This is a genomic window from Proteiniclasticum ruminis DSM 24773, from assembly GCF_000701905.1.
Taxonomy (GTDB): Bacteria; Bacillota; Clostridia; order Clostridiales; family Clostridiaceae; genus Proteiniclasticum; species Proteiniclasticum ruminis.
Genome location: NZ_JNKC01000004.1, coordinates 43,110 through 62,698 on the forward strand (window position 1 = coordinate 43,110; position 19,589 = coordinate 62,698).

The 19,589-nt window shown below is 44.2% G+C and carries 20 protein-coding genes; 7 read left to right on the top strand and 13 right to left on the bottom strand.

Features of this window, described 5'->3' with window-relative positions:
• The first annotated feature begins 37 nt into the window (after positions 1–37).
• A complete protein-coding gene (locus T487_RS0105030) occupies positions 38–712 on the top strand; it encodes a TraX family protein (RefSeq protein WP_031574819.1) in 675 nt (224 codons plus the stop codon).
• A 58-nt stretch (positions 713–770) separates the two neighbouring features.
• Here the strand turns inward: T487_RS0105030 and T487_RS0105035 are convergent, their stop codons facing one another.
• From T487_RS0105035 to fabG, 10 genes are all read right to left on the bottom strand, one after another.
• Positions 771–1,388, bottom strand: coding sequence for a TetR/AcrR family transcriptional regulator (locus T487_RS0105035; RefSeq protein ID WP_031574823.1), 618 nt, complete (start codon positions 1,386–1,388; stop codon positions 771–773).
• Positions 1,389–1,503: 115 nt separating this feature from the next.
• On the bottom strand, positions 1,504–2,322 hold the full coding sequence (locus T487_RS0105040; protein WP_031574826.1) for an alpha/beta fold hydrolase: 819 nt from the start codon (positions 2,320–2,322) through the stop codon (positions 1,504–1,506).
• Between the two features lie 8 nt (positions 2,323–2,330).
• Positions 2,331–3,644 carry an acetyl-CoA hydrolase/transferase family protein gene (locus tag T487_RS0105045; RefSeq protein ID WP_031574828.1) on the bottom strand — a complete coding sequence of 438 codons (1,314 nt, stop codon included), beginning with the start codon at positions 3,642–3,644 and terminating at the stop codon, positions 2,331–2,333.
• Between the two features lie 185 nt (positions 3,645–3,829).
• Complete coding sequence (locus T487_RS0105050) at positions 3,830–5,092, bottom strand: ABC transporter substrate-binding protein (protein ID WP_031574831.1); 1,263 nt, start codon at positions 5,090–5,092, stop codon at positions 3,830–3,832.
• A gap of 138 nt (positions 5,093–5,230) precedes the next feature.
• A complete protein-coding gene (locus T487_RS0105055; RefSeq protein WP_031574834.1) occupies positions 5,231–5,956 on the bottom strand; it encodes an ABC transporter ATP-binding protein in 726 nt (241 codons plus the stop codon).
• A gap of 1 nt (position 5,957) precedes the next feature.
• Positions 5,958–6,749, bottom strand: a complete 792-nt coding sequence (locus T487_RS0105060) for an ABC transporter ATP-binding protein (RefSeq protein WP_207638294.1) — start codon at positions 6,747–6,749, stop codon at positions 5,958–5,960.
• Entirely contained in the window at positions 6,742–7,767 is a 1,026-nt protein-coding gene (locus T487_RS15365) for a branched-chain amino acid ABC transporter permease (protein WP_074542634.1), read from the bottom strand. Before T487_RS15365 ends, T487_RS0105060 begins: the two co-directional genes overlap by 8 nt.
• A 10-nt stretch (positions 7,768–7,777) precedes the next feature.
• Entirely contained in the window at positions 7,778–8,653 is an 876-nt protein-coding gene (locus T487_RS0105070) for a branched-chain amino acid ABC transporter permease (protein WP_031574840.1), read from the bottom strand.
• Positions 8,654–9,673 carry a 3-oxoacyl-ACP synthase gene (locus T487_RS0105075; protein ID WP_031574842.1) on the bottom strand — a complete coding sequence of 340 codons (1,020 nt, stop codon included), beginning with the start codon at positions 9,671–9,673 and terminating at the stop codon, positions 8,654–8,656.
• Positions 9,674–9,684: 11 nt separating this feature from the next.
• Positions 9,685–10,404 carry a 3-oxoacyl-ACP reductase FabG gene (gene fabG / locus T487_RS0105080; RefSeq protein WP_031574844.1) on the bottom strand — a complete coding sequence of 240 codons (720 nt, stop codon included), beginning with the start codon at positions 10,402–10,404 and terminating at the stop codon, positions 9,685–9,687.
• 769 nt (positions 10,405–11,173) lie between these two features.
• On the opposite strand from fabG, the gene T487_RS0105085 reads away from it, so the two are divergent.
• From T487_RS0105085 to T487_RS0105110, 6 genes are all read left to right on the top strand, one after another.
• Entirely contained in the window at positions 11,174–11,590 is a 417-nt protein-coding gene (locus tag T487_RS0105085; RefSeq protein ID WP_031574846.1) for a MaoC family dehydratase, read from the top strand.
• A gap of 9 nt (positions 11,591–11,599) precedes the next feature.
• Positions 11,600–12,739, top strand: a complete 1,140-nt coding sequence (locus T487_RS0105090) for an acyl-CoA dehydrogenase (protein ID WP_031574848.1) — start codon at positions 11,600–11,602, stop codon at positions 12,737–12,739.
• 12 nt (positions 12,740–12,751) lie between these two features.
• Positions 12,752–13,540 (top strand): electron transfer flavoprotein subunit beta/FixA family protein, encoded by a 789-nt coding sequence (locus T487_RS0105095; protein WP_031574850.1) that lies wholly within the window; start codon positions 12,752–12,754, stop codon positions 13,538–13,540.
• A gap of 11 nt (positions 13,541–13,551) precedes the next feature.
• Positions 13,552–14,577 carry an electron transfer flavoprotein subunit alpha/FixB family protein gene (locus T487_RS0105100; RefSeq protein WP_031574852.1) on the top strand — a complete coding sequence of 342 codons (1,026 nt, stop codon included), beginning with the start codon at positions 13,552–13,554 and terminating at the stop codon, positions 14,575–14,577.
• Between the two features lie 121 nt (positions 14,578–14,698).
• The gene (locus T487_RS0105105; RefSeq protein ID WP_031574855.1) at positions 14,699–15,739 is read left to right on the top strand and encodes an alpha/beta hydrolase; all 1,041 of its coding nucleotides are present in this window, start codon (positions 14,699–14,701) and stop codon (positions 15,737–15,739) included.
• A 103-nt stretch (positions 15,740–15,842) separates the two neighbouring features.
• On the top strand, positions 15,843–16,067 hold the full coding sequence (locus tag T487_RS0105110) for a hypothetical protein (protein ID WP_031574857.1): 225 nt from the start codon (positions 15,843–15,845) through the stop codon (positions 16,065–16,067).
• Between the two features lie 58 nt (positions 16,068–16,125).
• Here the strand turns inward: T487_RS0105110 and T487_RS0105115 are convergent, their stop codons facing one another.
• The 3 genes from T487_RS0105115 to trkA are packed head-to-tail and all read right to left on the bottom strand — an operon-like array spanning position 16,126 to position 19,473.
• Positions 16,126–16,638, bottom strand: coding sequence for a GNAT family N-acetyltransferase (locus T487_RS0105115; protein ID WP_031574859.1), 513 nt, complete (start codon positions 16,636–16,638; stop codon positions 16,126–16,128).
• Between the two features lie 29 nt (positions 16,639–16,667).
• Positions 16,668–18,101 carry a TrkH family potassium uptake protein gene (locus T487_RS0105120; protein ID WP_242848019.1) on the bottom strand — a complete coding sequence of 478 codons (1,434 nt, stop codon included), beginning with the start codon at positions 18,099–18,101 and terminating at the stop codon, positions 16,668–16,670.
• Positions 18,067–19,473 carry a Trk system potassium transporter TrkA gene (trkA, locus tag T487_RS0105125; protein WP_031574865.1) on the bottom strand — a complete coding sequence of 469 codons (1,407 nt, stop codon included), beginning with the start codon at positions 19,471–19,473 and terminating at the stop codon, positions 18,067–18,069. The genes T487_RS0105120 and trkA overlap by 35 nt, the downstream gene beginning before the upstream one ends.
• Positions 19,474–19,589 lie beyond the last annotated feature (116 nt).

Below are 19,589 nucleotides of genomic sequence, written 5' to 3' on the forward strand. Positions count from 1 at the left end.
GTCATAAGAAACCTCTATAATAAGAAGTGGAGGTGGAATGATGAAACTGCTTAATTCTATGCATTTGAAACTGCTTGCACTGATAACAATGATTATTGACCACACTGGCGCTATATTTTTTGGCGGACAGGACATCTACCGGATCATAGGCCGTCTTTCTTTTCCCATTTACTGCTTCCTTCTGGTGGAAGGCTTCTTTCATACAAAGAGCAGGGAAAAGTATGCCCTAAGGCTTTTCATTTTCGCTCTGATCTCAGAACTTCCCTTTGATTATGCTTTTTTTGGCGGTTTGAATGGCAGCCATCAGAATATTTTCTTCACTCTGTTCCTTGGGCTTTCTGCAATATGGATATCAGAAAGCTTCCGTCGGAAAAATCCGCTGATTTCTGTCGCTGGCTTTGTCGGCGCTGCGGTACTGTCAACCATTCTGAACACTGACTACACCATTCTAGGCATCCTCTACATTCTAATCTTCTACTCTGCGAAAAGTATGCCTCATGGGCTGAAGGAAATCTATATACTCCTTGGAATTGGCACTGCAACCTCTTTCCTCTCCAGTTCCATTCAGATGTATGCCATTTTTGCCGTGATTCCAATCATGTTCTATAATGGTAAGCCAGGCCTAAGAAGCAGACTGGTCCAATACGGTTTTTATGCGGCCTATCCAGTACATCTTATGATTCTTTATCTGATCCAGACTTTTATGAACTGAAAATCTATATAAAGAAAGGAGAAGGATCCATCTTGCTGATAGATCCTTCTCCTTACTTCTAGTTCTTGGATTTTTTGTTTAGGAACATGCCTGCTTCCAGGATATCCATGACTTTTTCCACCACTTCATCCAGGTTATCATCCTTGTCTTCATCAAACATCACATACTTCAGTCCGATGAAGTTTGAAACCCCCATGAGAAAATAGCTGAGGATTGTGGTATCCACATCTACAACTTCTCCTTTTTCCTGGGCTTTCACAAGTCCTGTGGCATATCTTCCGGCAAAGTCCTCATAGTACTCAATAAACAGTGTCTTATCGATGTAGAGTGACTCCCAGATGATGTTGTAGACATGTTTATGGTCTCTGATATACACCAAAAACGCCTTCAAACCTATTTTTTCCGCTTCAAATCTTGTATGGCTTGGCTTGATATCCAATGCAATGGCTTTTCTGATATCGTGGCTGTAGCTTAAAAGCAGAAATTTATACAGACTGTATTTGTCCTTAAAATAAATATAAAAGGTGCCCAGAGCAATATTGGCTTCGTTGGTAATATCGATGATGGAAGTAGCATGATAGCCCTTCTCAAAGAATAGCTCCTCAGCCGCACGGACGATATTATCTAAAGTCTTCTGTCCTCTTTTGGTTTTTGGTAAATTTACAAACTCTTCCAAAGTATCTCCTAACTGCCAGTCTTACTCTTCGGGTCTTTGACTGGTCTCTTCAAATTATATCATTTCGATTTTATCACAACAGGGACAATTATGAAACACTATCATTCTCAAAAGATTATAGTACTGTCATTTCTAAATCGGAAGCATTGATATAACCTAGAGTCAGTGCGGTAAAAAGTGCTGGCTTTTCATACATGGATCCGTGTCCTGTCTTTGGCAGCATCACATAATCAGAGTTCACAAGAAGTTTATGAAGCGCTTCCTGTTCCTCTTTTGGGGTGATGAAGTCATTCTCGCTGCTCACAATGAGTGTTCTGGTTCTGATATCCTTCAGCCCCTCTGTCACATCGTGGGTCTCTGCGCTTCTTGTCAGGCGCACCATGGAGTCCATAAACTCCTTATTACTGAATACTGTAGCCGTAAGAAGTTTCTTCCGGTTCTCCATCCATTCCCTGTTCCGGTTATAGAACTCAGGGGAATAGATGACAGGAATGGTTGTGAGATAGTAATCCAGTGCATTGTCTCTACTTAAGTTCCACGCATCTCCGATGTCCTTCAGCCAAGGGCTGGTTCTGTGGGACGTGTTGAAAAGCACCAGCCGTTCCACCAGGGACTCATATTTTGTGATGAATCTTAAAGCAACTTCTCCCCCATAGGAGATTCCTAAGAGGTTCACTCTTTCATAGTTCAGTTCTTTTATGAGCGCATGAAGCACTTCCACCTGAAGGTCCTGAGTATACTCTTCTTCCACCTTATCTGACTGTCCCTGATCCAGAAAATCCAGAAGGATCAGTCTGTTGTTTGCACTGAAGGCTTCTTTGAAGATCCCCCAGCTTTTTGTGGACATCATGATGCCGTTCAGAAGAATCAGGGGTTTTCCTGCACCATGGGTTTCATAATATACGTTTTTCCCCTGATATTCAAAATATACCATTTTTTCACCTACTTATCAAAAATCAGGCCCAGCTCATGTGCTTCCTTGAGGATTTCATCTCTGAAATCAGGGTGTGCAATTGCAATGAGTCTTTCAATTCTCTCGCGGACATTGGTGCCACGAAGATGAGCGATACCGTATTCTGTCACAACCATATCCACATCATTTCTGGAAAGAGTCACAATGGCTCCCGGCTTTAGGAATGGCACAATCTTGGACTTCTCTTCTCTTTCACCAGTTACTGGATTTTTCACCATGGCTGTGGAATAAAGAGCAATGAAGCTTCGGCCATTCTTGGCATTTTGAGCACCTACGGCAGTGTCAGACTGGCCGCCGGTTCCTGAGAACTGAATATGTCCAATGGACTCAGAGCACACCTGGCCGGTGAGATCCACTTCTAGTGCTGTATTGATGGATACCATGTTGTCATTGAGTCCGATGATTGCAGGATCATTGACATACTTTCCGTTGAGGATCATGACAGAAGGATTATTATTAATGAAGTCATACAGCTTCTGATTGCCCAGGGCAAAGGTAGCCACATGCTTTCCTTTATGAAGAGACTTCTTCTTTCCTGTCACTGCACCACATTCGATAAGATCCACCATTCCAGAGGTCATCATCTCCGTATGGATTCCAAGATCCTTCTTTCCCTTCAGCGCAGATGCCACTGCGTTGGGGATACCGCCGATGCCCAGCTGCAGCGTATCACCATCATGGATGAGGTCTGCAATGTAAGCACCAATCTTCAGATCCTTCTCATTGGGTACTGTGTCAGGAAGTGAAGGCACTTTATAATCCGCTTCAATGAAATAATCAATGTCCGAATAATGAATCTCCACATCCCCGAAAGTTCTTGGATAATTCGGATTGATCTCTATAATCACAATGCCTGCATTCTCTATCATCTGGGATTCATAGGTATTGGAGGTGGAGAGGGAGATGAATCCATGCTCATCGGGCATAGAAGCGGTACCGACAAAAATATCAGGCTTCACATGGTCCAGTCTCTTCCATCCCGCCAGATGGAGATGATTGGGTATAAACGATACATTGCCGTTTTTGAATGCTCTACGTAGAGGTGGAGAGAAGAACCATCCATCGATATTAAATGCATCCACGTATTCTTCCTTCAGAAATTCCCCGCTGGCCATAGAAAGACAGTTGGTGATGGTGACATTCTTCACTCTGTCTGCGATGGTGTGGATGCTGTTCATAATAAGCTGAGCTTCTCCCGCACCAAGGCCTGTTACTACATTCATATCTGATTGGATCATGGCTAATGCCTGTTCCAGGCTGATCACTTTTTCTTTATAGGACATAATTAGGCGCCTCCTGATTTATTTTTTTAAAAAAGGGCAGGTCTTCACCTGCCCTTTAAGACCATTATGTTTTCCTTTTGATACAGGTTTCCTATTACTAGAATAGGATATTTTAAACGTTGATGATAGGGGTTTTTAAAAATAGATGCATCTTCAAGAAATCATATCGTCTGTGTTACTGAGTCTTATTTTCCTAGAAGGGAATCCATGGACTGAAGTCCGTCTACTGGTACCCAACCTGGTGCATTTTCTACCAGGCCAACCTTGGACAGGTTCATTTCCTGTGTACCTGCTCTAAGACCTCCAGCGTAGTTGATTTCTCCACCAAATGGGTTCTTGATTGGAGCGCTTTCCAGTGCATCCATGTACTTGTCCCATGTAACAGTTCCTTCTACTCTCTTCAGACCTTCTACGAAGAAGTGTCCAGCGATCCATCCGGTCATTGCATATACGTTTGTTGCGTAGTCTGGAGCCCATTCAGCAAATGCTGCTAGGCTGTCTGCATTTGCAACTAGGTCAACCCAACCAAGTCCGTATACATCAAACTTGCCGTTGATTTCATTGATAACAGCTTCAGAGATTACTGGGGATACGTTCACGTAGGTTGTGATCAGGTCTTTGTTTACGTTCTGAGCAGCCAGTTCCTTCACGATGGTAGGAATGGTTGCCTGAATTGCAGCTCCGATGACGAAGTCCACGTTAGCATTCTTGATGGAAGTCACTGCGGAAGAAACGTCTGTTGCACCAGCAGCTACCTGCTCTGCAACGATTTCTACGCCAAGTTCCTTCGCTTTTGCTTCTACACCAGCAAATAGATCCTTACCAGCATCGTCGTTAGTGTAGATTACACCAATCTTCTTCGCTTCGAAGTCACCTACTGCTCTTGCTACCATGATCTGTCCTTCAGTCTGGTAGATTGGCTGTACAGGGAAGATTCCTCTGTCTTTGCCTTCAGCCTTGTCATTGTAAAGCTGACCGATACCTGTTGCAAAGTAAACTGCAGGAATTCCGTATTCCTTCACGTCTTCGATGGTAGCACCAACAACTGGTGTGCCAAAGTGTCCAACAAGAGCGAAGATCTTTTCATCTTCAACCAGTGTGGAAAGAGCAGCCTTACCCTTAACTGGATCAAATTCATCGTCAATATGCTTGAATTCAATCTTTCTTCCGTTCACGCCACCTGCTTCATTGATCATCTTGAAGTAAGCTTCGATACCAGCGTTGAATGGTACACCAACAGGAGCATAGTTTCCGGATGTAGCAGCAGAGTTACCAACGATAATCTTGTCATCGAATACACCCTGAGCAGGTTCTTCGTCCTCAGGCTTTTCTACAGGGGTTTCAGTTCCTGGAGTTCCTGGTGTTTCTGGAGTTTCTTCCTTTGCGCCGCATGCAGCGAAAGATGCTACTATTGCTAGGGATGCCAGCATAGCGATGATTTTTTTCATGTAGTGTTCCTCCTTAAATTACAATGATCATTCATTGTTTTGAACTTAATAATGGTAGATTGATTGGTATGTTGTGTTGTTTAGGTTCTGGTATGTTGTGTGTTGTTTATTTAAGTACAGAAGTACCTTAAATATAAATTAGTGTTTGCCCAGGTAGGCTTCCACAAGTTTAGGATCATTTGCAAGATCGCTGGCTTTGCCATGAGTGTTCACAAGGCCCAGCTCAATGACATACCCATAATCTGCAATTTTCAGTGTCTGTGCAGCATTCTGCTCCACGATGATGACGGTGGTTCCCTCTTCCTTGATTTCCTTCACGATGTTCATGATGTCCTGCACAATCAGCGGTGCAAGACCTAAGGAAGGTTCATCCAGAAGAAGCACTTTGGGGCTGCTCATAAGAGCTCTGCCGATGGCCAGCATCTGCTGCTCTCCTCCGGATAATGTGGAGGAAACCTGATTCTTTCTTTCCTTCAGGACTGGGAAGTATCTGTATACTCTGTCAAAGTTCTTCTGGATGGTTGCCTTGTCCTTTACAGTAAAAGCTCCCGCTTTGAGATTCTCTTCAACAGTCAGATCTCTGAATACCGCTCGTCCTTCTGGTGACATGGAAATACCAAGTCGAGCTATTTTTTCAGGTTCCATCTTCGTGATGTCTTGTCCATAGAGTTCTATAGATCCGCCCTCACTTTCGATGATTCCGGATATTTTTTTCAGTGTTGTGGTCTTTCCTGCACCATTGGCACCAAGAATCGCCACTACATCTCCCTCGTATACCGTAAGGTCAATGCCTTTCAGTGCTTGAATGGCACCGTAGCTCACTTTGAGATTTTTGATCTGTAATGCTATTTTCTTTTCACTCATACTACTCCACTCCTAAATATGCTGACTGGACAGCATGATTTTGCTGTATCTCCTTAGGGGTGCCGATGGTCAGGAGTTTACCGAAGTTGATGGCGCAAATGCGGTCACAGATATCCATCACAAGCCTCATGTCATGTTCTACCAGAAGGATGGCACAGTTGAACTCATCTCTGATTTTCTTGATCAGCTTAGCCAGTTCCAATGTTTCGCTGTCATTAAGACCTGCAGCAGGTTCATCAAGAATGATGAGCTTTGGTCTTGCCATGAGCGTTCTTGCCATCTCTACCTTCTTCAGGATTCCATATGGCTGACCTCCGACGAGCATATCCTTTCTGTCCAGAATACCCAGATTCTCAAGGATTTTTTCAGCCTCTTCCCTGTACTGCTTCTCTTCTTTTCTCGCCTTTGGCAGTCTCAGCGCCTGGGAGAATGTATTCGCCTTGAAGTCGATATGACCGCCGATGAGCACATTGTCGATGATGCTGAGCTCTCTGATCAGCTCTACGTTCTGGAAGGTTCTGACCAGTCCCAGCTTAATGATTTCATGTACAGGCTTTGTCGTCAGTTCTGTTACCTGATCGCCGTGCCCTTTAAACAGGATTTCTCCAGTATTAGGCTTATAGAACTGTGTGATGCAGTTGAACACAGTGGTTTTTCCCGCTCCATTTGGTCCGATAAGTCCAAAGATTTCTTTTTCTTTAATATCGAAAGAAAGATTGTCAACAGCTTTCAATCCGCCAAAGGCAATGGAAAGTCCCTCGACATTCAGTACACGGTTCTCCATCTTACTCATCTTTCTTTCCTCCTTTTTTCAGTTTTCCGAAAAGCTTCTTGATATCGTAGCCGATTCCTATCAGTCCATTCGGATAGAAGATAATCACCAGGATGATCAGAAGTCCATTCAGGATATAGGAGAGATTCTCAAAATATGGAATCTGCTTCAGGAACAGATCAGGTACTGCAAATACGATGAACGCACCCAGTACTGTTCCATAAATGGATCTCAATCCACCGATAATGATGATGGCAAGGAAATCCAGTGACATCTTCAGAATCCATGTGCTTGGGTAGGAGAATTTGATGAAGTGCACATAGAGCACCCCTGCGATACTTGCAAATACGGTAGCCAGAGCAAAAGCCATCAGTCTGTGGGTAAGAAGATTCACACCCATAGCCTGTGCCGCTGCTTCAGAACCTCTCATGGCGTTCAAGGCACGCCCCAGCTTTCCATTCATCATGTTATAAGTCAGGATCATCACGATGACCAGTATTACAACAATGAAGTAATACGTCGTCGTTCGATCCAGTTCAAATCCATCAAATCCAGGTATAAATCCTAAGAGAGTTGGATAACTTGCTGACTTGCCGCTGAATCCGCCAGTGAATGGCACCAGCTCTTCAAAGGTCTTTCTGAGAACCTCTGAAACAGCCAGGGTTGCGATGGCAAGATAAAGACCTTCAATTTTCAGAGATACCAGTCCTACCAGTATTCCGAGAAGTGTAGGAATCAGAACTGCCAGCAAAAATGCAGCTTCAAAAGGAAGTTCCAGGTCTATGGTCAGATAAGCAGAGACATAGGAAGCCAGTCCCATAAATCCAGCAGTACCTAATGAGATCAGGCCGGACCATCCAAGCAGGATGTTGAGGCCAAGAGCTGCAATGGCATAAATGAGTGTACCACCGATGGTGGTGATGTATCCGTTTTTCAAGATTCCTGCTTCCGCCAGAGGTGGAACCAGTGCCAGAACAGCACCAAATAGAATCAGGCCCAGAATCGGATATTTCTTTAAAATGTTCTTCTCTTTCGTCATACTCTTCATCCTACACCTTCTTCACAATCTTCTTCCCGATGAGTCCATATGGTCTGAAGACAATGAACACCAGGATCAGAATATAGAGAATCTGTCCGCCCCAAACGGAGGACACATAAAACAGCAAGAGGTTTCTTACGATACCCATGATATACGCACCTATAACTGGTCCGTGGAAGGTCTGGAATCCACCAAGAACACAAGCAACCAGGGCTGTGATCTGCACTTCATCCATGAGATTCAGCGTAACTGAGGTCATTGGCGCGGTCATGACACCAGCTATGACACCCAAAACTCCCGCAACTCCCCAGGCTGCCATGGTGACGTTCTTTGTAGGAACTCCCATGAGCCTTGCCACATATTCATTGGAAGCTGTGGTTCTAATGGCAAGTCCCCATTTTGTCTTCTGCAGTATATAGAACATCAGAAGCATGATGGCCAGGCCTAAGGCAATGTTGAACAATCCATTATAGGAGATGGATGCTCCAAGGAAGGAGAGATCACCTGATTCAATAAGTCTTGGCAGTCTTAGCGGATCCACACCAAAGAAGATGGGCGCAAGTCCAAGAACAATCATGATGAGGCCTAAGGTGATGATCTGCTTTGCCACCGGAGACACATTTTTCGTGTGCCTTAAGATCAGCACATCGATGAGGAATCCCATGAGAATCGCACTGAGGATTCCGCCGATGACCGCCAGCCATAGCGGCAGTCCGAACTTATTGAAGAGGAAGGTCACCACAAAGGTATTGAACATGGCAACGGCTCCCTGAGCAAAGTTCGTGGTATAGGATGTTCTGTAGATGATGATGATTCCTAAAGCAGCCAGTGCATAGATGCTTCCGGTTTCCAAACTTCTAAGAATAATTTGTATGAAAGTACTCAATTAGCTTTCACCCCATTTAATGACATTGGCAGCCCACACGTAGCCGATTCCTGCGGCAACCATGCTTACAACGCTTCCGTCCTGAACCTTCCCTTCCTGGAGAGCCAGGTGAAGAGACAGAATCTGATCCACCTGTCCGATATGTCCATAATCTTCCAGATAGATGGACTGGTCTTCCGAAAGTCCCAGTTCATTCAGCATGGCTACATGGCCGGATCTCTTCATGTGAAGAATCGCCAGATAGTCAATATCCTTTCTTTCAAGATCTGATTTTCTTAATGATTCGTCGATACACTTGTACCAATTTGGCATTGATACCACATTCAGTCTGTCTTTCATCTTCTTGGCATCCATGAGTCTCAGACTCTTGTAAGCCTCGTCTCTGTTTTCAGGAGTAATCGGATTGCATGTGCCTCCGATTTCCACGCCTGCGGTTCGGGCTAAAGATCCATCAGCAATGATGTGGGATCCCAGAAGAAGGTTCTTTCCATAATTTTTCTTGAGGATGATGGCTCCGCCGCCAGCCCCCAGATTGAACATCATAGACATGTTCTTATCGCTGTAATCCACGAAGTCTCCATTTCTGTATCCGCCTGCAATGAGGATGGTGTTTATGGAGTCATCGTTCATAAGCATATCTTTTGCAATCTTCATGGTGGATACAGTGGTGCAGCATCTGTTGGCCAGATCTATACCCCAAGCATTCACCGCGCCGATTCTGTCCTGAATATACAGTGCTGAAGTGGTCAGTGGATACTCTTTCCATTCTTCTCCTACACAGAGAATCACATCAATATCCAGAGGATCGGTGCCAGTGTTTTTCAGTGCATCCAGCGCTGCCAGAGCGCCCATTTCCTGTGTACCGTCCTGTGCTCCAGGGATTGGTTTCTTTCTGATACCCAGTTTATCTACTACAGCCTCTTCAGACCAGACGCCCATGGTTTTCTCAGAGATTTCTTTCCCAGTCATAAAGGATTCTGGAATATAAATCCCAGTTCCTACAATTCCTACATTCGTCATGTTAAACCTCCTTACAGTCTCATGCCTCCGTTGACAGACAGATTGTGACCTGTTACGTAAGAAGATTCATCTGAAGCCAGGAACAGTGCAGCATTTGCAATTTCCTCAGGCTGAGCCAGTCTTCCAAGCATGGTCTGTGCAGCGAATTTATCCAGAAGATCCTGTGGAACAGTCTTCAGAATATCTGTCATGGTGTAGCCAGGGGAGATTGCATTTACTCTGACCTGTGCACCCTTCATCGCAAATTCCTTAGCCCAGGTCTTCGTCATACCAATGACTCCTGCTTTTGTTGCAGCATAGTTTGCCTGGCCAATGTTTCCGAACTCTCCTACTACAGAAGAAATGTTGATGATGGAACCCTTACCGTTTGCCTGCATCTGAGGTCCTACGTGTCTTGTCAGGTTGAATACACCCTTCAGATTCACATCAATCACCAGATCCCACATCTCATCAGTCATCTTTCTTGTAAGCGCATCACGTGTGATTCCAGCATTGTTCACAAGAATATCAATCTTACCATACTTTTCTGTAACGTAATCAACAAATGCCTTACAAGCTTCTCCATCTGCTACATTCAGCTTATAGCCTTCCACATTTGGATTTTCATAAGCAAGCTCACCCATGTCAGCTGCAATCACCTTAGCACCTTCATTTACGAATAGCTCTGCCATAGCCTGTCCTAGTCCACGAGCTCCACCAGTAATAACTGCAACTTTGTCTTGTAATCTCATTTCTCTACCTCCATTATTTTACCTATTTCATATCGTCTCATTTGAGTGCTTATTATGCATAAACAAAGAATCAAATACCAAGATATGAAACATGAATCAATCTTCATGTTCAGAATAAATGATAAGGTTTGCAAAGTCAATCCATTTAATAAAACAAAGACATATTTAATTATTCGTTTAAAATCCATGAACACTTATGCCATTTCTTTAATGAATCGTTCCATAAACTAATAAATCATCGATTTTTATGAAAACAAATGAAAAGGTTGTCATTTCCCTTCCTCTCATTTTGTTATTTTATTATCATTAATTGTGCTGTATGAATACACATTTTTAACCTTGAGTGCCATGTTGTTTTCGTTTCTCAATGAGATTCATCTATCCACAGCTTGTATACATATCCTTTATGATTCCTTGCTTTATTGTGATGGAATTACCAAGAAAAGAAATAGCTTCGTCCAAAGCCCAATGAATTCGTTATTTCATCTACAAGTTATTTTTTATCAGGATTGACAGAAAAGTTCACTTTTCCCTTGGAGAACTCTGATCGCATCCTGTATAATAAAAATGGTTGTATGACTATCAGAAAGGCTTGTTTCCTTGTTTCCCAGGTTCAAAATTCATTTTCGTTAAATTAATAACATTATTTTCGCTAAATCTATTGTTTTTTCTCAACGAAGGAATATAATAGAGTTAAACATGAAAGGTTCATCATGTTAAACAATTACATGGAAACCATTCGTTATTTAATTATCATAGGGAGGTCAACATGAAAGGAAAAACTATTCACGATATGAGAATTGGTGATCAGGAATCTTACGAAAGAACCGTCACGGAAACAGACGTCGTTCTGTTTGGTGGCATTTCCGGTGATCTGAATCCCGCACATTTTAATGAATCCTATGCGAAAGAAACCATGTTTAAAGGTAGAATTGTACACGGGATGCTTACCGCATCTTACTTTTCCACCGTTCTTGGCACTCTTCTTCCAGGACCAGGCACCATTTATCTAGGTCAGGATCTGAAATTCACAAAACCAGTCAGGTTTCAGGATACCATCAAAGCAGTAGTTACTGTATCAGAGATCCTGGAAGAAAAGAATATTGTCAAACTGGACACCATCGCATACAACCAGCATGGAGACGTTGTGGTGAAAGGCACTGCAACCGTCATGCCACCCAAATAGGAGGACCATATGAATTTTGAACTGAACAAGAAACAAGCCCTTTCTCTGAAATTATTTAAAGAATTCTCCCTGAATGAGGTAAAACCCTTGGCTCAGGAAGTAGATGAATTAGAGCGATTTCCAGTGGAAACCGTGGAAAAAATGGCAAAAATTGGTATGCTGGGCATTCCAGTACCCGAGAATTATGGAGGTTCCGGCGGTGACAACCTGACCTATATCATGGCTGTGGAAGAGCTTTCCAAACATTGTGCCACCACAGGCGTCATTGTATCCGCTCATACTTCTCTGGCTTGCGCTCCTCTTCTGGCCTTTGGCACAGAAGCACAAAAAGAAAAATATCTTCTCCCTCTAGCATCCGGTGACAAACTTGGCGCATTTGGCCTAACTGAACCTAATGCAGGTTCTGATGCAGCCATGCAGCAGACCATCGCAGTGCGGGAAGGAGATTTTTATAGAATCAACGGTTCTAAGATATTCATAACCAACGGTGGATATGCGGACACTTTCATCATCTTTGCCATGACGGACAAACAGAAAGGCACCCGTGGCATTTCTGCCTTCATTGTGGAAAAAGGCATGGAAGGTTTCTCCATTGGAAAGACAGAACATAAACTAGGCATCAAGGGAAGCTCCACCACTGAGCTGATTTTTAAGGATCTCATGCTTCCTGCTGAGAATCTTCTGGGTCAGGAAGGCAAAGGATTCGGCATCGCCATGAAGACTCTGGATGGCGGAAGAATCGGCATCGCAGCCCAAGCCCTTGGTATCGCCCAGGGTGCACTGGATGAAGCCATCAAGTACATCAAAGAGCGTAAACAGTTCGGAAGACCCCTTTCCGCCTTCCAGAACTCACAGTTTCAAATTGCGGAACTCCAGACAAAAATTGATGCTGCAAGGCTTCTTACCTACCGTGCTGCAGTTCTGAAGGATGAGGGGAAATCTTACTCCACAGAAGCTGCCATGGCGAAGCTTTACGCTTCAGACATTTCCATGGAGAGCACACGAATCTCCCTCCAGCTTCTAGGCGGTTACGGATATACCAGAGAATATCCTTTGGAAAGAATGTTCCGTGACGCAAAAATCACCGAGATCTACGAAGGCACATCTGAAGTTCAGAAGATGGTCATCGCAGCGTCTCTACTGAAGTAAAGGAGAGAGAAGATGAATATTGTAGTACTTTTAAAGCAAGTTCCAGATACCACAGAAATGAAGATAGACAAAGAAAAGGGCACGCTCATCAGAACCGGCGTCCCTACCATCACCAATCCAGATGACCTGGCAGGTCTTGAAGCAGCCCTGCAGGTCAAAGACAGACAAGGGGCAAAAGTGATTTGTGTTACCATGGGTCCTCCTCAGGCAGAATCCATGCTAAGAGAGCTCTATGCACTTGGTGCAGATGAGTGTGTGCTCATCAGTGATGGGAAGTTTGGAGGTGCGGACACCTGGGCAACCTCCAATACCCTAGGTGCCTACCTGGCAACCATCCCTTACGATCTTATTATTGCAGGCAGACAGGCCATTGATGGCGATACCGCACAGGTAGGACCTCAAACTGCTGAAAAGCTGAATCTGCCACAGATTACCTATGTGGATGAGATACTCTCCATTTCAGAGGAAAAAATCAGAGTACGTAAGGCCCTGGAGAGCAGATATGAAATTCTGGAGTCCGAGATGCCTTGCCTCATCACCACCCTAAGCTCCATTGCAAAACCACGTTATATGCATGTACGTGAAATCATGAAGGCTTTTGATAAACCTGTGACGGTCATCACCAACGAGCATTTGAAGCTGGAACAGAAAGACATCGGCCTCAAGGGCTCCCCCACAAAAGTGAAGAAGACCTTCACCAAGGAAGTCCATAAAAATTCAGATGTGCTGACTCTGGAACCAAAACTGGCAGCGGCAAAAATTCTGGACGTGCTTCTTGAGAACCAGTTTATCGGAAAGTAGGAGGATATAGTATGAACATACAGGAATATAAGGATCTTTATGTATTCATTGAACATGAAGAGAATATAATACACGAAGCGAGTCTTGAACTGCTTGGAGAAGCCAGAAGACTGAAAGAAGACAGGCCTTCCCTGAATTATCAGGTGGTTGCCGTTCTTCTTGGAGAAGTAAGTGAGGATCTTCTTTCTGAACTGTCACAGCGGGGTGCAGATGAGACGGTATATCTTCACCATGAACAACTGAATGAGTACAGCACACTTCACTACACACATCTTCTGCATCAGATGATTGAGGAGAGAAAACCCGATATTTTCCTCATTCCAGCCACTGTCCTAGGTAGAGATCTGGCACCAAGACTGGCTGCAAGATGCGACACAGGACTTACGGCAGACGCAACAAAGCTGGAGTTTGATCCAGAAAACCCGGACTCTTCTCTTCTTTATGTCACAAGACCGGCCTTTGGGGGAAACCTCTTCGGCACCATCATCAATGAGACCAAAAGACCGCAAATGACCACCATAAGACCTGGTGTCATGGATAAAATGAAAAGAAACCCAGCCCTCACCGGAAAAGTGACCACTAAGAAGGTCAGCCTTGATGGGATGAAAGATCCTGTGAGTATTCTGGAGGTGCTGAAGAAGGACCACATGGCCGTGGACATTGCTAAGGCAGACATCCTCATCTCCGGCGGCAGAGGCGTTGGCGACAGATTTGATCTTCTGAGGGAATGCGCGGATATGATTGGGGCTGAAGTAGCAGGCTCAAGAGCCGCTGTAGACGAAGGAAGAATCGAGAAGGACTACCAAGTTGGACAGACCGGTAAAACCGTAAAACCCAAAGTCTATATCGCCTGCGGTATTTCGGGTGCAGTACAGCATCTGGCAGGTATGGAGAAATCCGACTACATCATTGCCATCAATAAAGATCCCGATGCACCCATCTTCCAAGTGGCAAACATCGGACTTGTGGGAAATGCTCTGGAAATTCTTCCGCTCCTCACAAAAGAAATCAGAAACTACCGGGAAAGGCCTTCATAGGCCTTTTCTTTCCTTTGGAAAGAAAAGACAAACATTCTCTTTTTCCCGTAACTGTTTACAGAACTTGTGAACTTGCGATAGAATACCTATAAATAACCCAAGAAAGGACGGTTTAGCAGTAATGAAGACTTATCCAAAGAAAGACATTCAAACTAAAAGACTCCGAATCTCCTACCTGGAAGCAGGAAATGAAGAGAAAGAACCTCTTCTTCTTCTCCATGGAAACACCTCCTCCAGCCTCTTCTATGTACCTACCATGGAGATCCTTGAAGAGCATTTCCACATTTATGCTCCAGATTTAAGAGGCTATGGCCATACAGAGAAGCTTCCCATTGATTCCACCTTGGGGATGAAAACTTGGTCTGAAGACATCAGAAGCTTTGTGGATGCCCTCTCCATCAAAAACCCCCACATCATCGGCTGGTCCATGGGCGGAGGGGTTGCTATGCAGTATACTCTGGACTATCCGGAGGACGTAAAGAGCCTTGGACTGATCAATCCTTTGTCCCCTTATGGTTTCTCTGGCACAAAAGATGCGGACGGAACCCTCACGACAGCATCCCATGCTGGCACCGGCGGTGGCTTTGTGAACAAGCAGTTTGTTGAAAATCTCAGAACCAAGAATAAGGATCTCACTGACCCCACTTCAGCGCCAAATGTGCTGAAAGGACTCTTCGCTCCTTCCTTCACCCTATCAGAAGAAATGAAAAACCTCTTTGTGGACTCCATGTTCCTTATGGAGATTGGGGAAGGATTCTATCCTGGAAGTTCTCAGCCCGCACCAGAGTGGCCATTCCTTGGTCCTGGCACAGAAGGCATCGGCAACACCATGAGTCCAAAATACGTCAATTTGTCGGGCATCAGAAATCTTCCTGTAAAACCTCCGGTAATCTGGTTCAGAGGAGCTGAAGATAAGATCGTCTCTGATCAGTCCTACAGTGATGTGGGATTCCTAGGACAGCTGGGAATTCTGCCAGGCTGGCCAGGAGAAGAGGTCTATCCTCCACAACCCATGGTTTCTCAGACAAGAAGAGTACTGGAAGACTACAAAGAAAACGGCGGGAAATTTGTAGAATCAGTTTTTGAGCACTCCGGTCATAGCCCTCAAATTGAGGAGCCTGAAAAATTCGTGGCGGAGTATCTCGCATTTTTAGGAAAATAATCGATTTTTTAGAATACTCTAAGGGCGTATATGATATACTAATTTTTGAAGAAAAAATGCATCTTCCATTTATGGAATCTGATGCTTATGAAAGAGGTATATAATGGAACTGAAAGAAATTCTAAGAGCCATGCTCTTTATCACCACCGCTGTTTCCTTCGGCATCTCAATTCTCAGCTTTTTCACTTTCATAAAACTGAAAAAAGTACCGAAGAAAGAAAGAAATCTCATGGAATTCCAAAAGGTGAACCAGTATGTGAAATTGGGACAGGTCTCTTTGGGCATTGCCGCAGCAGCACTTTTAGTAGCCCTTTGGCTTTCATCATAATCAAACAGAAAAGAACGCAGCCAGGTTTTAGTCCTGCTGCGTTCTTTTTTTCATTTTCTCAGTAGAGATCTTTTTTTAGTTTCTTTTCCATGGGCACAAAGGAAATGCCATAAATCTCCTGAACCTGGTCTTTCACAGAAAATCCTAGCGCTTCGTAAAACGGCACCGATGAAAGCGTTGCGTTAAGCCTAACAACCTGCCCTTCTTCCATACGGTTTTTAACTATCTCCTCATAGAAAGAATAGAGCGCTCTTCCAATACCTTCACCTCTTCTTTGCACGTAGAGATGCGTAAGAAAAAACCCTTCTGCACAAAGAACACCCACAAGAGACTGTTTCTCATCAAAGGCTCCCAGAAAAACTGTCTTCTCATCGGAAAGCATCTCCTGAAAGGCATCCTTTGTCTGCATTTTCAGGAAACTGGGCACGGCGCTTTGAAAAAGTCCTCTGGACTCTTTTTGAAGAAACACCTCACGAATCAGAAGAAACGCTTTATCTACTTCCTGCCCATGAAGAAACCTCACGTTCATCTTTACCCCCCCCAGAAAGTTCAAAAGCAGGCTCTTTTTCATGAAGCCTGCCTGAAACGCTATTTGATGGATTAGCTCTCCTTGGTCCATGACTTGGGCACAAGAAGCGCAATAATCGTAAAATGCTCCAATCTGCCCAAAAGCATCACCAGAGACAGAAACACCTTCGTGAAAGCCGAATAATGGCCAAAGGTAACGGTTGGTCCCACAGCACCAAAACCAGGACCGATGTTATTCAGCGTTGCAGCTACCGCGGACATAGAGCTCTCCATGTTGCCTCCTTCGAGTGAAACCACAAGAGATCCTATCACAAAGATCAATAGGTGGATGGCTGTAAAGCTGTTGATTCTCGCAATGATTTCATTGGAAACAATTTTCCCGCCCACTTTAATGGGAATCAGTGCTCGAGGATGGAAAATCTTTGACACTTCTCTTTTGATGAGCTTCAGCACAATCATAATTCGAATGACTTTCATTCCACCTGCAGTGGATCCTGCAGATCCCCCCACAAACATCAGAAAGAACAGAATCAACTTGCTGAAGCTAGGCCATAGATCAAAGTCTACGGTACTATACCCTGTGGTGGTCATGATGGAAGAAACTTGGAAAAAAGATTCTCGGAGCCTCACCAAAGCATCTCCACCAAAGGTCATAAATAGATTCCATGCAATCATCACTACTGAACTTCCTACAAAAAAGAGATACAGCCGAAGTTCGCGGTCTTCGAGAAATTCTTTGTATTTCTTTCTGAAGAATAGAAAATAGAGGGAAAAATTCACGCCGGACATCACCATGAATATTCCTGTCACCACCTGAACATAGGGACTGTAACTTGCTAGGCTGTCATTTCTAGGACCAAAACCTCCCGTGCCCACAGTACCGAAGGTAATGACAAAGGCTTCCAGAAGATTCACGCCCCCAAACAAAAGAAATATCACCTGCAGTACAGTCAGAAGGATATAAGAGACATAAAGAACCCTCGCGGTATCTTTCATTCGTGGTACGATTTTTCCTGCCACAGGTCCCGGGGACTCCGCTTTGAAAATCTGAAGGCTTCCTACACCAAGGGCAGGAAGTAGCGCCAAGGTAAACACAAGGATCCCCATACCACCAATCCAGTGGGTCATGGAGCGCCAGAAAAGAACTCCTTTATCAAGACCATCCACATTCGCAATGACAGAAGCTCCTGTGGTGGTGAATCCTGAGACAATCTCAAAGACTCCATCAATATAAGTAGGGACACTGCCCGATGTCCATAAAGGGATGGCACCGAACAAAGAGATCATCACCCATCCCAAGGCAACAATGACAATCCCGTCTTTTGCCCGGATATGATGATCATTTTTTCTTCTCAGTTTCGCCATGAGGATACCAAGAATCACCATGACTACAATGGTCCAGATGAAGGGATGATGGGCATCCCCGCCATAAGCATAAGAAATAAAGATAGATGGGGACATCAGTAGGGCTTCAATCAGCAGTATAATCCCTAGCACCTTTATCACGATTCCATAATTCACTAAAAAGTCCTCTCTTTCCTGGAATAAACAGTTTTCTTAAGTTTTCCGTGTCCTCCGCCAAGGAGAAGACAACAATCCGGTCATTGGGACGGATAATGGAGGTTCCTTTCGGAATAATCACTTCTCCATTATGAACAATAGCACCAATGATCAGACCCTTCGGTAAGTGAAGGTCCTTTAATGGCTTTCCGAGATAAGGCATATCCGGTGTCGCAATGATTTCTGTCACTTCTCCATCTCCACCTAGGAGCAGAGAAACAGAAAGCACCTTTCCGCCACGGACAAACTTCAGAATATTGGATGCAGTGATATTCACAGGATTCAGCGCAGCATCAATATCCAGCTTATCGATGATTTTTGTATAGTTTCTTCGGCTCACCTTCGCAATGCATTTTTTGACACCATACTGCTTTGCCATAAGCGCCATGAGAAGATTCTGCTCATCGTATCCTGTGGAGCCGATGAATGCGTCCATCTGGTCAATGTTCTCTTCTTCCAGAATGTTCACGTCCGTTCCGTCCCCATGAATGATCAGCACATGCTCCAGTGTTTCCGCCAGTTTCAGCGCACGGGTTCTGTCCTGCTCAATGAGAGTAACGCCTACACGGGCTTTGGACAGCTCTTTCGCCAGATAGTATCCCACATTTCCACCACCGATGATCATCACATTATCCACATGGGTGTCCGGACTGATCAGCTTATGGTTTTTACTAAGCTTCACAAGATCTTCCTCTTTCCCAATGATGTGGACCACATCATCCGCTGCAATCTCTGTATTTCCGTTTGGAATGATCAGTGTTCCCTGTCTGGAGATTGCGGTGATGATAAGCTTGTCAAAATCTTCCAGTTCAAAAAGCTTTTTGCCGACAAAAGAGCTCTTATAGGAACATTTAAAATCAATCATCTTCACACGGCCATCCGCAAAATCTCCGGAATAGAACATGACATTCTTGAGGAGATATTTTGAAATGGACGTTGCAGTGGCAAGATCCGGATTCATGATAAGATCTATTCCCAGTTCATGACGCACGAAAGTAAGCTGCTCTGTATATTCCGGATTTCTGATTCTTGCAATGGTCTGATTGCATCCCAGCTTTTTCGCAAAGGTGCAGATGACCGCATTGGTCTCATCATTCTCTGTACAGGCAACAATAATATCATATTCCTCTATATTCATTTCCTTCAGCATGGTGATACTGATTCCACTGGCCACAACCGTCAGCACATCCAAATGCTCATTGATGTTCTCAATGACCTTCGCATCACTGTCCACCAGGGTAACGTCCATATTTTCTACAGTCATGGCTTCCGCAAGCTTAACACCAAGCTTACCTGCGCCAACGATCATTACTTTCATAGCTCCTCCAAGATTGTTTAATAGAGATATTGTATCATAAGAACGGTGGAAAATATCCATAAAAATACCGACCATGAAAATGACCGGTGAATCTGATATTTTCAGGGCATTCGTGG